The 12,876-nt window shown below is 70.3% G+C and carries 12 protein-coding genes; 5 read left to right on the top strand and 7 right to left on the bottom strand.

Annotated features, from left to right (window positions below):
• Window positions 1-105 precede the first annotated feature (105 nt).
• Window positions 106-516, bottom strand: a complete 411-nt coding sequence (locus KQY30_RS18780) for a Fur family transcriptional regulator (protein ID WP_217307827.1) — start codon at window positions 514-516, stop codon at window positions 106-108.
• A gap of 310 nt (window positions 517-826) precedes the next feature.
• Here KQY30_RS18780 and katG point away from each other — a divergent pair, with 310 nt between their 5' ends.
• The 3 genes from katG to KQY30_RS18765 all read left to right on the top strand — a co-directional run bounded on the left by katG (window position 827) and on the right by KQY30_RS18765 (window position 4,692).
• Window positions 827-3,070: a catalase/peroxidase HPI gene (gene katG, locus KQY30_RS18775; protein WP_217307826.1), complete on the top strand. Its 2,244-nt coding sequence runs from the start codon at window positions 827-829 to the stop codon at window positions 3,068-3,070.
• Between the two features lie 237 nt (window positions 3,071-3,307).
• Window positions 3,308-3,994 carry a uracil-DNA glycosylase gene (locus tag KQY30_RS18770; RefSeq protein ID WP_254407209.1) on the top strand — a complete coding sequence of 229 codons (687 nt, stop codon included), beginning with the start codon at window positions 3,308-3,310 and terminating at the stop codon, window positions 3,992-3,994.
• A 164-nt stretch (window positions 3,995-4,158) separates the two neighbouring features.
• Window positions 4,159-4,692 (top strand): EF-hand domain-containing protein, encoded by a 534-nt coding sequence (locus tag KQY30_RS18765; protein WP_217307825.1) that lies wholly within the window; start codon window positions 4,159-4,161, stop codon window positions 4,690-4,692.
• A 96-nt stretch (window positions 4,693-4,788) separates the two neighbouring features.
• On the opposite strand, the gene KQY30_RS18760 is transcribed toward KQY30_RS18765, so the two are convergent.
• Window positions 4,789-5,595, bottom strand: a complete 807-nt coding sequence (locus KQY30_RS18760) for a class I SAM-dependent methyltransferase (RefSeq protein ID WP_217307824.1) — start codon at window positions 5,593-5,595, stop codon at window positions 4,789-4,791.
• Window positions 5,596-5,700: 105 nt separating this feature from the next.
• On the opposite strand from KQY30_RS18760, the gene KQY30_RS18755 reads away from it, so the two are divergent.
• Window positions 5,701-6,369, top strand: coding sequence for a histone deacetylase (locus KQY30_RS18755; RefSeq protein WP_217311155.1), 669 nt, complete (start codon window positions 5,701-5,703; stop codon window positions 6,367-6,369).
• Between the two features lie 199 nt (window positions 6,370-6,568).
• Here the strand turns inward: KQY30_RS18755 and KQY30_RS18750 are convergent, their stop codons facing one another.
• The 4 genes from KQY30_RS18750 to KQY30_RS37470 form a co-directional block, all read right to left on the bottom strand.
• Complete coding sequence (locus KQY30_RS18750; RefSeq protein WP_217307823.1) at window positions 6,569-7,336, bottom strand: NPP1 family protein; 768 nt, start codon at window positions 7,334-7,336, stop codon at window positions 6,569-6,571.
• Between the two features lie 221 nt (window positions 7,337-7,557).
• Complete coding sequence (locus KQY30_RS18745) at window positions 7,558-8,709, bottom strand: LLM class flavin-dependent oxidoreductase (RefSeq protein ID WP_217307822.1); 1,152 nt, start codon at window positions 8,707-8,709, stop codon at window positions 7,558-7,560.
• 178 nt (window positions 8,710-8,887) lie between these two features.
• Window positions 8,888-10,144: an acyl-CoA dehydrogenase family protein gene (locus KQY30_RS36550; protein ID WP_254407623.1), complete on the bottom strand. Its 1,257-nt coding sequence runs from the start codon at window positions 10,142-10,144 to the stop codon at window positions 8,888-8,890.
• Between the two features lie 321 nt (window positions 10,145-10,465).
• Window positions 10,466-10,642 (bottom strand): putative leader peptide, encoded by a 177-nt coding sequence (locus KQY30_RS37470; RefSeq protein WP_367997430.1) that lies wholly within the window; start codon window positions 10,640-10,642, stop codon window positions 10,466-10,468.
• A 148-nt stretch (window positions 10,643-10,790) separates the two neighbouring features.
• Between KQY30_RS37470 and KQY30_RS18730 the strand changes: the two genes are divergently transcribed.
• On the top strand, window positions 10,791-11,660 hold the full coding sequence (locus KQY30_RS18730) for an SDR family NAD(P)-dependent oxidoreductase (protein ID WP_217307821.1): 870 nt from the start codon (window positions 10,791-10,793) through the stop codon (window positions 11,658-11,660).
• Between the two features lie 163 nt (window positions 11,661-11,823).
• Here the strand turns inward: KQY30_RS18730 and KQY30_RS18725 are convergent, their stop codons facing one another.
• The gene (locus KQY30_RS18725; RefSeq protein WP_217307820.1) at window positions 11,824-12,840 is read right to left on the bottom strand and encodes an MASE1 domain-containing protein; all 1,017 of its coding nucleotides are present in this window, start codon (window positions 12,838-12,840) and stop codon (window positions 11,824-11,826) included.
• Window positions 12,841-12,876: the final 36 nt, after the last annotated feature.

Raw genomic sequence — 12,876 nt, 5'->3', positions numbered from 1 at the left:
TACGTCAGTACGAATATGCGACCACGCGACCGGCCTGCCCACGCGATCGTCCTGACCATGCGACCAGCCTGACCATGCGACCGGCCTTCGGGGGGTCCGCGGAACTCAGCCGCAGGACGGACACAGCCCGCGGTACGTGACCTCGACCTCGGACACCGTAAAGCCGAACCGTTCCTCCGCCGGAAGGTCGGCCAGCGGGTTCCCGGTCGGGTGGACATCGCGGATGGTGCCGCAGTCGGAGCACACCAAGTGCTGATGCGGGTGGTGCGCGTTGGGGTCGTAGCGCTTGGCACGGCCCTCGGTGGAGACCTCCAGGACCTCGCCGAGCGAGACCAGTTCACCCAGGGTGTTGTAGACGGTCGCCCGGGAGATCTCGGGCAGCCGCTCCGCCGCGAGGGCGTGCACCTCGTCGGCCGTGAGATGTACGTGGTCGCCGTCGAGGACCTGCGCGACGACACGCCGCTGGGCGGTCATCCGCCAGCCACGCTCGCGCAGTCGCTCCAGCAGGTCACTCATATCGGTTCACCTATTGAGGTTTGCGGGATACCCGGAGTTATCAGCGTACGTCCGAATTCTAAGCGAATATACTTTTAGTGCGCTTCTTGACTTGGACTCCGTCCATCGTAGGATCGGTTCCGGCGACAGCCAAGGGACAGGGAAGACTCGGACAGGAAGACTCCTGTACGGCCGGTACGGCGCCAGTACGGCACCCGTGCGGCCAGTACGGCAGTACGGCCGGCCCGGCCCGGTTCGACGGACGTGCCCCGGCTGTTCCAGCGCCCGCAGTTCCTGAGCACCGAGATCCGCCTGGTCCGGAAGGATTCCCATGTCTGAGAACCACGATTCTGAGAACCACGACGCGATAGTCGTAGACGCGAAGACGGAGAGCGAGGGTGGCTGCCCGGTCGCGCACGGGCGCGCCCCGCACCCGACTCAGGGCGGCGGAAACCGCCAGTGGTGGCCGGAGCGGCTCAACCTCAAAATCCTCGCCAAGAACCCGGCCGTGGCCAACCCCCTCGGCGAGGAGTTCGACTACGCCGCGGCGTTCGGCTCCCTCGACCTGCCGGCCGTGAAGCAGGACATCGCGGAGGTGCTGACGACCTCGCAGGACTGGTGGCCGGCCGACTTCGGCCACTACGGCCCGTTCATCATCCGGATGGCGTGGCACAGCGCGGGCACCTACCGGATCAGCGACGGCCGCGGCGGCGCCGGAGCCGGCCAGCAGCGCTTCGCACCCCTCAACAGCTGGCCGGACAACGGGAACCTCGACAAGGCCCGCCGTCTGCTCTGGCCGGTCAAGAAGAAGTACGGCCAGAGCCTCTCGTGGGCCGACCTCATGATCCTCGCCGGCAACGTCGCTCTGGAGTCGATGGGCTTCGACACCTTCGGCTTCGCCGGCGGCCGCGAGGACGTCTGGGAGCCCGAGGAGGACGTCTACTGGGGTCCCGAGTCCACCTGGCTGGGCGACGAGCGCTACACCGGTGACCGCGAGCTGGAGAACCCCCTCGGCGCGGTCCAGATGGGCCTCATCTACGTCAACCCGGAAGGCCCGAACGGCACCCCCGACCCGCTCGCCGCGGCCCGCGACATCCGCGAGACGTTCCGCCGGATGGCGATGAACGACGAGGAGACGGTGGCCCTCATCGCGGGCGGCCACACCTTCGGCAAGACGCACGGCGCGGGCCCGGCGGACAACGTCGGCCCCGACCCCGAGGCCGCCCCGATCGAGGCGCAGGGCTTCGGCTGGCAGAACAGCTTCGGTACGGGCAAGGGCGCGGACGCCATCACCTCCGGCCTTGAGGTGACCTGGACCAGCACGCCCACCCAGTGGGGCAACGGCTTCTTCAACAACCTCTTCGGCTACGAGTGGGAGCTGACCAAGAGCCCGGCCGGCGCCAACCAGTGGAAGCCGAAGGACGGCGCCGGTGAGGGCACCGTCCCGCACGCGCACGACGACTCGAAGAAGATCGCGCCGTCCATGCTCACCACCGACCTGGCGCTGCGCTTCGACCCGGTGTACGAGCAGATCTCCCGCCGCTTCCACCAGAACCCCGAGGAGTTCGCGGACGCGTTCGCCCGGGCCTGGTACAAGCTGACGCACCGCGACATGGGCCCCAAGTCGCTGCTGCTCGGCCCCGAGGTGCCGGCGGAGACCCTGCTGTGGCAGGACCCGCTGCCCGAGGCGGAGTACGAGACGGTCGGCGCCGAGGACATCACCGCCCTCAAGGCGAAGATCCTCGAATCCGGCCTGAGCGTCAGCCAGTTGGTCAGCACCGCGTGGGCGTCGGCCTCGACGTTCCGCGCCAGCGACAAGCGCGGTGGCGCGAACGGCGCCCGTATCCGCCTGGAGCCGCAGCTCGGCTGGGAGGTCAACAACCCCAGCGAGCTGGCGACCGTGCTGCGCGCCCTTGAGGGCATCCAGCAGGAGTTCAACTCCGGCGCGGGCGCCAAGCAGGTCTCGCTGGCCGACCTGATCGTGCTCGGCGGTGCCGCCGCGGTCGAGAAGGCCGCCAAGGACGCGGGCCACGACATCGAGGTACCCTTCGCCGCGGGCCGCGTCGACGCCACGGACGAGCACACCGACGCGGAGTCGTTCGCCGCGCTCGAACCGTCCGCCGACGGCTTCCGCAACTACACCGGCAAGGGCAACCGGCTGCCGGCCGAGTACCTGCTGATCGACCGGGCGAATCTGCTGACCCTGAGCGCCCCCGAGCTGACCGTCCTGGTCGGCGGCCTGCGCGTACTGGGTGCGAACCACGACGGCTCGAAGCTGGGCGTCCTCACCGACACCCCCGGCACGCTGACCAACGACTTCTTCGTCAACCTGCTCGACCTGGGCACGACGTGGAAGGCGACGTCCGAGGACGCGAACACGTTCGAGGGCAGCGACGCCGCCACCGGCGAGGCCAAGTGGACGGCGACCCGCGCCGACCTCGTCTTCGGCTCGAACTCGGAGCTGCGCGCGCTCGCGGAGGTCTACGCGAGCGATGACGCGAAGGAGAAGTTCGTGAGCGACTTCGTCGCGGCATGGACCAAGGTCGCGAACCTCGACCGGTTCGACCTCGTCTGATCACGACGAACGTACGGGCCGGACGTACGTACGGCTCATGAGGGCCCCGACCGGTTCACCGGCCGGGGCCCTTGCCGTCGGGCTTCCGCCCCGAACTGCCGCTGCGGCCGCACACCTGCTCGGCACGTGACCGGTACATGGAGTCCGGGCCGGAGACCGGTCCCGGCACCGGTCCGGCTCGCGGTGTGCCGGGGGCGGTAGGAGGGTGGGGGTACGAGACGGGAAGAAGGCGGGCGCGTGGTGGGGTCGGAGGCAGCGCTGGGGCGTACGGAGCGGCAGGTGGTGGCCTGTGTGCGGTGTCCCCGGCTGGTGGCGTGGCGGCAGGAGGCGGCGCGGCAGGCACCGGCCCGGTTCGCGGGCGAGGAGTACTGGGCCCGGCCCCTGCCGGGGTTCGGGGACCCGGCCGCCCGGCTCTATGTGCTGGGGCTGGCCCCGGCCGCGCACGGCGGAAACCGTACGGGGCGCAGCTTCACCGGCGACGCGTCCGGCGACTGGCTCATCCGCGCGATGTACCGGACCGGCTACGCCAACCGCCCCGTCTCCCTCCACCGCGGCGACGGCCTGCGCCTGACCGGTGTCTGGATCGCGTCCGCGGTGCGCTGCGCGCCGCCGGAGAACCGGCCCACCTCGGCCGAACGGGACAACTGCCTCCCGTACGTGACCGCGGAACTCGACGCCCTCAAGGACGTCACCGTCATCCTCGCCCTCGGCGCCTTCGCCTGGAACGCCGCCTGCCTCCAGGCCGGCATCAGGCCGCGCCCCGCCTTCCGGCACGGCGCCGAATTCCGCCGCCCCGACGGACGGATCCAGCTCGGCTGCTACCACCCCAGCCGCCAGAACACCGCCACCGGCCGTCTGACCGAGCCCATGCTCGACACCGTCTTCCGCCGGGCCAGTGAGCTGACCGCGCCGCCGCCGGGCTAGCGAAGAGCCGAGGGCACGGCGGGACCCGCCCCGCCGTCGAAGACGGCGCTGGCGGGTTTCAAGACGACCCGTTCACTCGTTCGGTTGACTCGCATTGGTTTGGGGGACGTGGCGGGTGGGGCCTTCGCATAGTGGAAAGCACTGCTGCGAGAAGGGGGTTCATTGTGCGTGCGGAAGCGGTTGAGCGGGTTCGGGTTGTGTTCGGGCTGTTCGATGTCGACGGCAATGGATATCTGGAGGCCGATGACTTCGAGCTGATGGCCGAGCGGGTCATCCGGTCGGTGCCCAGTGCCGGTGATGGGGCGAAGCGGGCGATGCTGGACGCGTTCCGGAGGTATTGGGGGACCCTGGTCGAGGAGCTGGACGCCGATCGGGACGGCCGGGTCAGCTTTGAGGAGTACACCGCCTGCGTTCTTTCTCCGGAGCGGTTCGACGGGGCCATCGGGGAATTCGCCGAGGCGCTTTCCCGGCTGGGGGATCTGGAGGGGGACGGGTTTGTCCGGCGGCCCGTTTTTGTCGCGCTGATGACCGCCATCGGGTTCCGGCTGCCGAATATCCATGCGCTCTTCGACGCGTTCGAGCCTACGGATTCGGACCGCATCGCCAGGGAGACCTGGGACCTCGGGATCAGGGAGTACTACGGGCCGGACAAGGCGGGCATTCCCGGTGACCATCTGGTCGGTGAGGCGGCGGCCTGAGCACCGCGGTCCGAGCCGCCCGACCGGTGCCGGTGCCGGTGCCGAACTGCGCTGCCGCACCGGGCGCCGCGCCCGGTGCGCCCGGGCCGTACCGCGTCACACCGCCCCGCGGCCCCATGCCGTACAGACCGCCAGGGACAGGTCGTAGAAATCGGGGGATGCCAGTTCACGGTATGCGGCGTCGAAATCGGGGCCGGTCGCGAGGCCCGCGGCCACCATCGCCTCGCGGGACTGCTCCAGGTTCAGGCGCCACCACTGCGCCTCTTCGTCGCCGCCCCTGACGACATGGAGCCGGGCGTCCAAACCGATATCGGTGAGGCCCGCTTTCTCCAGGGGTACGGGGAGTGTGCGGGCCCAAGAGGTGTCCGAACCCACCGATTGCTCAAGGTGAGTACGGAAAGCGCGCATGATGGTGCGATAGGCCGGGTGCGGGGAGTCCATCACCGGGAAGGACGCCGGTTCCTCGACCAATAGCACACCGCCCGGCTTGAGCCATTCGGCCAGCCGGGCAACCGCTTTGTCCGGATCGGGCAGATGGATCAGCACATAGCGGGCATGAATGAAGTCGAATGATCCGGGCGGAAATTCCTCGGTGTACATATCGTGCCGCAGCACCCGTATGCCCTGATCCGCCAGCTCGTCGAGGAATGTGGTGTCCAGGTCCGTTACGGTCACTTCTGCGCCCTGTTCGGCCAGCCAGCGGGCCACCGAGCCCCCGCCACCGCCGACTTCGAGAACCTGATGGCCCGGCTTCAGCCCAAGTGCCTCGAAACGCGCACGGGTATGCGGGTCCAGGAGGGATTCCAGCAAGCCGAGCCGCTGCCGCTCGCTGGCTATCCCATGACTGAACATTCCGTCCCGGTAGCGCGCCTGCGTCCACTCCCAGCGTTCCCCCACATTCATGGCGTCACAATCGCAGTCGCGGGCCGAAAAGACATATGTTTGGCAGGGAGTTCACTCGATGTGATGATTCGACGCGAAGAGGGACCCGTGATCAGTCCTCGCACGATGGAGAAGACCCGTACGGCCAGACATACGGAAGGCCCGTCGCCGCGGCAGGTCTGGTACGCCTCGTACGGTTCGAACACGAACCTCGGCCGCCTCGCGTACTACATCACCGGCGGGCGCCATCCCGGCGGTGCCCGTGTCTACCCCGGGTGCCGGGACCGGCGGCCTCCGGAGCGGTCCGTACCGGTGGAGCTGCGCGGTGTCCTGTACTTCGCCACCGAGTCGGCCGTCTGGACCGGCGGGCGCGCGTTCTACGATCCGGACGCCGACGGGAACGTACTCGCCAGGGCGCATCTCGTAACGGCTCAGCAGTTCTCGGACATCGCGGCACAGGAGATGTACCGGCGGCCGGGGAACGAGCTGGACCTCACCGAGGTGCTGAGCAGCGGCCGGGCGGCGCTGGGCGAGGGACGGTACGAAACGCTGGTCTGCCCCGGCACGCTCGACGGGGTGCCCGTGCTCACCTTCACCGCGCCCCGGCCGGTCGCGGACGCCGGGCTGAACAGCCCGTCCGCCGCGTACCTCGCCCTCCTCGCCCGGGGTCTCCTCGAAGCGGGCGCCTGGGACGCGGCCACCGTCGCCGCGTATCTGGCGGAATGCCCCGGCGCGGCCGGCCACTGGACCGCACAGGACATCCGGCACCTGATCGCGACACCGCCCTCGCCATAAGCCCGCGCCGTACGGCGTAAGGCCCGCGCCATACCGTATGGTCCGCGCCGCGCCGTACCCGTATGGCCCACCCGTAAAGCACCCTCCGCCGTACCCCCGCGCGCACCACCACAACAGCCGCCCACGGGCCAGGAGATGGAGCGGCCCCATGGCTGCTCCACCCCCGGCCCCGGCGCGCCGGCCGCGCCGATCGTCAGGCTCAGGCGTTCGGGTCGAACGGGATGCCGGCCGGCTTGGCCCGCTCCAGGTGGTAGTTGAAGTTCCCGTCCTTCAGGCCGAAGACGGCGCTGCCGAAGTTGGCCTGGCTCAGCTTGTCGCGGAGACCCGCCGGGTAACCGTTCCAGCCGACCAGCCGCGGGAACTGCCACCCGCGGTAGTGGTTCTCCGGCGGCTCGTCGTTGTTGTTCGCGGGACGGAAGGCGTGCGTGCTCACACCGTCCTTGTGGTAGACGATCTTGGGGTGCGTACCGTCCCAGCGGATCTGGTCACGGTTGTAGATGTTGAAGTTGCCGTGGGCGGAGGTGGAGACGTACTTGGCCTCGTTGTTCTGGACCCACACCACGACGTGCTCCCAGTCGTGGCGGTGGCCGCCGAGCCCGCTGCCGGCGACGGCCTGGTCCTTCTCGAAGTAGAGGCCGTAAATGATCGCGCACCAGCCGTTGTTGCACTTGTACCGCGCGTACCCGTTGGTGTTGTCGAGGTCCGAGGAGTCACGGCATGAGCCGTTGAGGGCGCCCGAGGGGTTGAGGCCGGGATTGACGGTCCCGTCGGGGCCGATCGCCGGGGTCGGGTAGCAGCCGTCGGTGTCGTAGTCATAGGCCGGCTGGAACGTCTGCTCCAGACCATCCGCGTTGGCGGGCAGGGCCTTGGGGGGATCGGCGAGCGCCAGGCCGGGGAAGGCGACAACCATCGCCATGGCACTGCCGAGGATGACTGAGATCTTACGGATGCGCGAGTTCTTCTTCACTGCGTGCGTCCTCCTGATCGACCGTGGCGTGGGGCTCACGGTCCGATTGACATGCACCGCTCAGCCTCTCCGGCCCTCGTTGACACGCCGAGCGTCGACAGATGTCAGGTCAATGAAAGGTCAACCAATACGGGGGGGTGGGCGCACGGCTGAATGACCTGGGCCGGAGCAGCCGGGCGCAACCCCCCGTTCCCCTTACCGCCGTTACCGCCCCACGAACCTCACCGCCCCACGAACGGCACCTCCGCCGTCGCCGACCGCTCCCCCGCCTCCGCCGTCGGGTGCCGCCACAGCCCCTGGTCCGCCAGCAGGGGAAGGACGCCCTCGCCGAACCAGTACGCCTCCTCGACATGCGGATGCCCGGACATGATGAACTCGTCGATCCCCAGCCGGTGATACTCGGCGATCCGCTCCGCCACCTCCGCATGGCTGCCGACCAGAGCCGTCCCCGCCCCGCCGCGCACCAGCCCGATGCCCGCCCACAGATTCGGCGAGACCTCCAGATTCGCGGTGCTGCCGCCGTGCAGACCGAGCATCCGGCGCTGCCCCTCGGACTCGCTCCGCGCCAATCCGGCCTGGACGGCCCGTACCGCCTCCTCGGAGAAACCGTCCAGCAGCCGCTGCGCCTCCGCCCACGCCTGCGCGGACGTGTCACGTGTGATGACATGCAGACGGATGCCGAACCGTACGGAACGGCCCGCCCGCGCCGCCAGTTCACGGATCCAGGCGATCTTCTCGGCGACCTGCGCGGGCGGTTCGCCCCAGGTCAGATAGACATCACTGTGCCGGGCCGCGACTTCGCCGGCCGCCGGCGACGAGCCGCCGAAGTAGACGGGCGGCACCGGATCGGGCACCCGCGCCAGCTTGGCGTCCTCGATCTGGATGTGCTCGCCCTTCAGCGTCACCGACTCGCCGCGCCACAGGGCTCGGACGACCTCCAGGAACTCGCCGGTACGGGCGTACCGCGCGTCCTTGTCCAGGAAGTCGCCGTACGCGCGCTGCTCATGGCTCTCGCCGCCGGTCACCACATTGAGCAGCAGCCGCCCCGGCGCGTGGCGCTGGAAGGTGGCGGCCATCTGCGCCGCCAGGGTCGGCGAGAGGATGCCCGGCCGGAACGCGACCAGGAACTTCAGGCGTTCGGTCTCGCGCGCCAGCATCGCGGTGGTGAGCCAGGCGTCCTCGCACCACGCGCCGGTGGGGGTGAGCGCGCCCTCGAACCCCAACTGCTCGGCCGCGCGGGCGATTTGGGTGAGATAGCCGAGGGTCGCGGGCCGCTGTCCGCCGGCCGCACCGGCCGGGAGACCGTGGCCGCCGCCGACGACATGACGGCTGTCCCCGTAGGTGGGCAGGAACCAGTGGAAGGTGAGGTTCACGGGTGTCTCCGATGGTGGGTGACCGGACGAGGGGAGCGGGACGGGGGAGGGCTACGGGTACGGGGACGGGAAGGGATACGGGGGTACGGGGGTACGGGGACGGGGGTGCGGAACGAGGCGGGAGGCGGGGAGCCCGGGCCGGCCGGGACCGTACGGGACGACGTCCCCGCGCGCCGCGTCAGAGCAGGCCGTGCCGGGGCGGCCGCGTACCGCTCAGCACGTACCGCCCGATGTGCTGCACCTTCCAGCGGACCGGATCGTGCAGCGTATGCGTCCGGGCGTCGCGCCAATACCGGTTCAGATTCAGGCTGTCGAGCGCCGAGCGCGTACCCGCCACCTCGAACAGCGCGCTGCTCGTCTCGACCGCCGCCTCCGCCGCCCGTACCTTCGCCGCGGCGACCGCGATCGACGCCTCGGCCGCGCTGTCGTCCGTGAGATCGGCGGACGCCGCGTCCACCGCGTCCGCGGCGGCGGCGAGCAGCGCCTCGCCCGCCCGTACCTGGAGGGCGAGTTCACCGAACCGCTGGATCAGCAACGGGTCCTCGGCGGCCGTCTCGTAACCGCTCTCGAACCACGGCCGGCTCTTCGTACGCACGAATTCGGCCGCCTCCGCCAGCGCCGCCGCCGCGATGCCCGCGTCGATCGCGGCATGCAGAAGCTGCGCGACGGCTCCGTGCAACTGCGGCCCCTGGAAGGTCAGATGGTGCGGTACGACCCGGTCCGCCGGGACCGCCACATCCACCAGCCGGACCGTTCCGCTCGCGGTGGTGCGCTGCCCCATGCCGTCCCAGTCGTCGAGGACGGTCACCCCCGGGGCGTCGCGCGGTATGTACGCGACATGCAGGGCGTCGTCCTCGGCGCGCGCCAGGACCGGGATCCAGTCGGCGAACAGGGCGCCGGTGGAGTAGTGCTTCTGGCCGTTGAGCAGGTACGAAGCGACGGCGCCGGCAGGGACCGCGTCGTCCGGAACCGTGTCAGCAGGGACCGCGCCATCGGGAACCGGGTCGGCAGGAGCCGCGCCGTCGGGAACCGCGTCGTCGGGGAGTGGTGCCTCGCGTACGGGCGTCAGCCGCGTACGGATGTCCTGGACATGCTTGGTGCCCGCCTCCGACTGCGCGTTGCCGAACCGCCGCCCCGCCAGCACCTCCCCGAAGAAGAACTCCCGCTGCTCCGGAGTGCCCTGCCGCCGCAGCACATTGATGTAGACGAAATGGCTCTGCGGGATCTGGGCCAGGCTCGCGTCCGCGCCCGCCAGCAGCCGGAAGATCTCGGCGAGGGTGCGGGCGGAGACATCCGCGCCGCCGTGTTCGCGCGGCACGGTGACGCCGAGGAGACCGCTGGCCGAGAGGCGTTCGAGTTCGGCGCGCGGCAGCCGCCGCTCGCGGTCCCGCTCGGCGGCGCCCGCCCGGAACTCGTCGGCCAGTTCCCGGGCCAGGGCGAGCGCCTCCGCGTCGTCGGCGACCGTACGGACGGCGGCGGGGCCGGGGGCGGAGCCTGGGGAGGAGGAGGCGTTACGAGCGGGTGCGGCGGTCACGGTACGGCCTCCAGAGGGGGAAGGGACCCGGCCGCCCGGCCCTTTCACGACCCGGGCACACCGGAAGAACGGCTCACATGATGAACGGCTCAAGAGATGAACGGCTCGGCTGATGTACGTACGGAACCGGGACCCGGCGGCCCAGCGGGCGGCGCACAGAGGTACCCGGCATTTCGGGGAAGAGAGATTCGCCTCGGGATCCGGTGCCGGTGGCGGCACTGGTCAGACGCGGACGCCCGGCCGACAGAGGGCACTGGAAACGCGTACGAGATCGACGTGCCGACGCCGGGTGAGATCATCCTGCCGCGACTGCAACACGCCACCTCCTTCCGCTTCTGACGTCTCCGAACGGACGTCACAGACGTCGTCACCGTACCGGCGCCCTTCTCCCTCGTCCATCAGGCATCTTCGGGCCGCCGATCGCCGTCCTGAGCCCCGTCCGGCCAGGGCGACCGCCGACCGCGGATAGTCCGGCGCTGCCCGGGAACGAATTCGCGCGGAGCCGTTTCGTCCAGCGGAGTCGTTTCGTCCATGGAATGGGGATCACATGGCACACGGAGAGCGCGGCGGAGAGCTGGCGGGCAAGGTCGCCCTCGTGACCGGCGGGTCGGCCGGTATCGGTCTCGCCGTCGCCCGCCGGTTCGCCGCCGAGGGTGCGACGGTGTACGTCACCGGCCGCCGCAAGGCCGAGCTGGACGAGGCGGTGGAAGCCATCGCCAGACAGGCGGACGGCCGACAGGCAGACGGCCGACCGGACAGCCAACAGGTGGACAGCCGACCGGACAGCCGACAGGCTGCCGCTGAACAGACCGGCGGCGGGCAGGCCATCGGCATACAGGGCGATGTCTCGGACCTCGACGATCTCGACCGCCTCTTCGCGACGGTCGAAGCGCAGAGCGGACGGCTGGACATCCTCGTCGCCAACGCCGGCGGCGGCACCTTCGCCCGGCTCGGCGACATCACCGAGGAGCAGTACGACCGTACCTTCGGCATCAATGTCAAAGGCCTCGTCTTCACCGCCCAGAAAGCGCTCCCGCTCCTCCCCGACGGCGCCTCCGTCATCGTCCTGTCCTCCACCAACGCCTCCCTCGGCATCGAGGCGATGAGCGTCTACAGCGCCACCAAGGCCGCGATCCGCAGTCTCGCCCGCTCATGGGCGGCCGAATTGGCCGGGCGGAACATCCGCGTCAACGCCATCAGCCCCGGCCCGGTCGACACCCCCGGCATCGACGGCCTGGCAGGACCCAGCCCCCGGCTCCGCCAACGCCTCAAGGACGGGTACGCGGCCAGGATCCCGCTCGGCCGGATGGGCCGGCCCGAAGAGGTCGCCGACATGGCACTCTTCCTGGCCTCCGACCGAAGCTCCTTCACCACCGGGGCCGAACTCTTCGTCGACGGCGGCCTCGCCCAGATCTGAGCCCCCGCCCGGCCGGCACCCGCTGGCAACGACCCCGCCCAGCCGGCCGACACCCGCTGCCACCCGGCCGACACCCGCCCGGCCCGGCCGATACCTGGCCCCGCCCACTCGGCCGGCACCCGCCCCGCGCCGATACGACCGCGCCCACCCGCGCCCACCGCGGTCAGCCGCCCTTCGACCTCCGCGGCCCCTTCTTCCGTCCTTCCTCCCGTCGCCACCGCGTCAGCGTCTCCCCCGGCGCCAGGCGCTCCACCACCTGGGCCAGTTCGTCGCAGGCCTTCTCGATCCGCAGCCGTACGTTCTTCTGCTCGGTGACGATCGCCGCCAGCAGCAGCGAGGTCAGCGCCGCGGATCCGTTGAGCGCCTGGAGGCTGACCATCCGCTGGATGAGATTGTGGTGCGCGAACCCGCCGACACGGTCGGTCGCCTCCGAGATCGCCAGGACGGAGACGAACAGGACGTACGGTGCGCTCCCCGGCAGTTCGAATCGCAGCGCGGCCCAGATCAGCACCGGGAAGACCAGGAAGAGCAGGGTCAGCGAACTCATGGTGGCCACCGGCGTGATCACGGCCGCGGTGATCACCAGGGCCGTCGCCTCGGGCCAGCGCCGGGTGTCCACACGCAGCCGGAATCTGCGGAGGATCAGCAGGAACGGCGTGACCACCAGCACCCCCATCGCGTCGCCCGCCCACCACGCCGACCAGATGGCCCAGAATCCCCCCGGCGCCAGCCTGCCGCTCAGGATGAAGGACGCCGTACCCACCGTCGCGCTGATCAGCATCCCGGCGAGCGCGCCCAGGAAGACAAGGGCGATCCCGTCCCGCAGCCGGTCCAGTTCGATACGGAAACCGACCCGCCGGAGCAGCAGATAGGCGCAGACCGGAGCAAGGGTGTTCCCCACCAGGATCCCGAGGTCGGCGGGCACGAACGGGGCGAGGGTCAGGATGCTGCCCAGGGTGCCCAGGGTGATCCCCGGCCAGACGCCGGGGCCGAGGAGAAGCAGGGCGGTCAGGGCGACACCGGTGGAGGGCCACAGGGGAGTGACGGTCGCGCCCTCGATCCGGAGCTGCTTGAGAAGGCCAAGCTGCCCGGCCGCGTAATAGGCGACGGCCACGCCGAGAATCCGGAGTACGGCCATAACGGCCGGGGGCAGTCGTCGGTTCTCCTCGCTACGCGCCACCCGGCCATGAGACAACGCCCCCGGCACCACCCGGCC

The sequence above is a fragment of the Streptomyces sp. GMY02 genome (assembly GCF_019056675.1).
GTDB classification, from domain to species: Bacteria; Actinomycetota; Actinomycetes; order Streptomycetales; family Streptomycetaceae; genus Streptomyces; species Streptomyces odonnellii.
This window is presented reverse-complemented; position numbering and strand designations above follow the sequence as displayed.

Excerpts from the sequence above, each read along its gene's own strand:
- KQY30_RS18760 (WP_217307824.1), bottom strand. The coding sequence starts at position 5,595 with ATGAATGTGGGGGAACGCTGGGAGTGGACGCAGGCGCGCTACCGGGAC.
- KQY30_RS37470 (WP_367997430.1), bottom strand. The coding sequence starts at position 10,642 with ATGGACGAGGGAGAAGGGCGCCGGTACGGTGACGACGTCTGTGACGTC.
- katG (WP_217307826.1), top strand. The coding sequence starts at position 827 with ATGTCTGAGAACCACGATTCTGAGAACCACGACGCGATAGTCGTAGAC.
- KQY30_RS18755 (WP_217311155.1), top strand. The coding sequence starts at position 5,701 with ATGGAGAAGACCCGTACGGCCAGACATACGGAAGGCCCGTCGCCGCGG.
- KQY30_RS18780 (WP_217307827.1), bottom strand. The coding sequence starts at position 516 with ATGAGTGACCTGCTGGAGCGACTGCGCGAGCGTGGCTGGCGGATGACC.
- KQY30_RS18730 (WP_217307821.1), top strand. The coding sequence starts at position 10,791 with ATGGCACACGGAGAGCGCGGCGGAGAGCTGGCGGGCAAGGTCGCCCTC.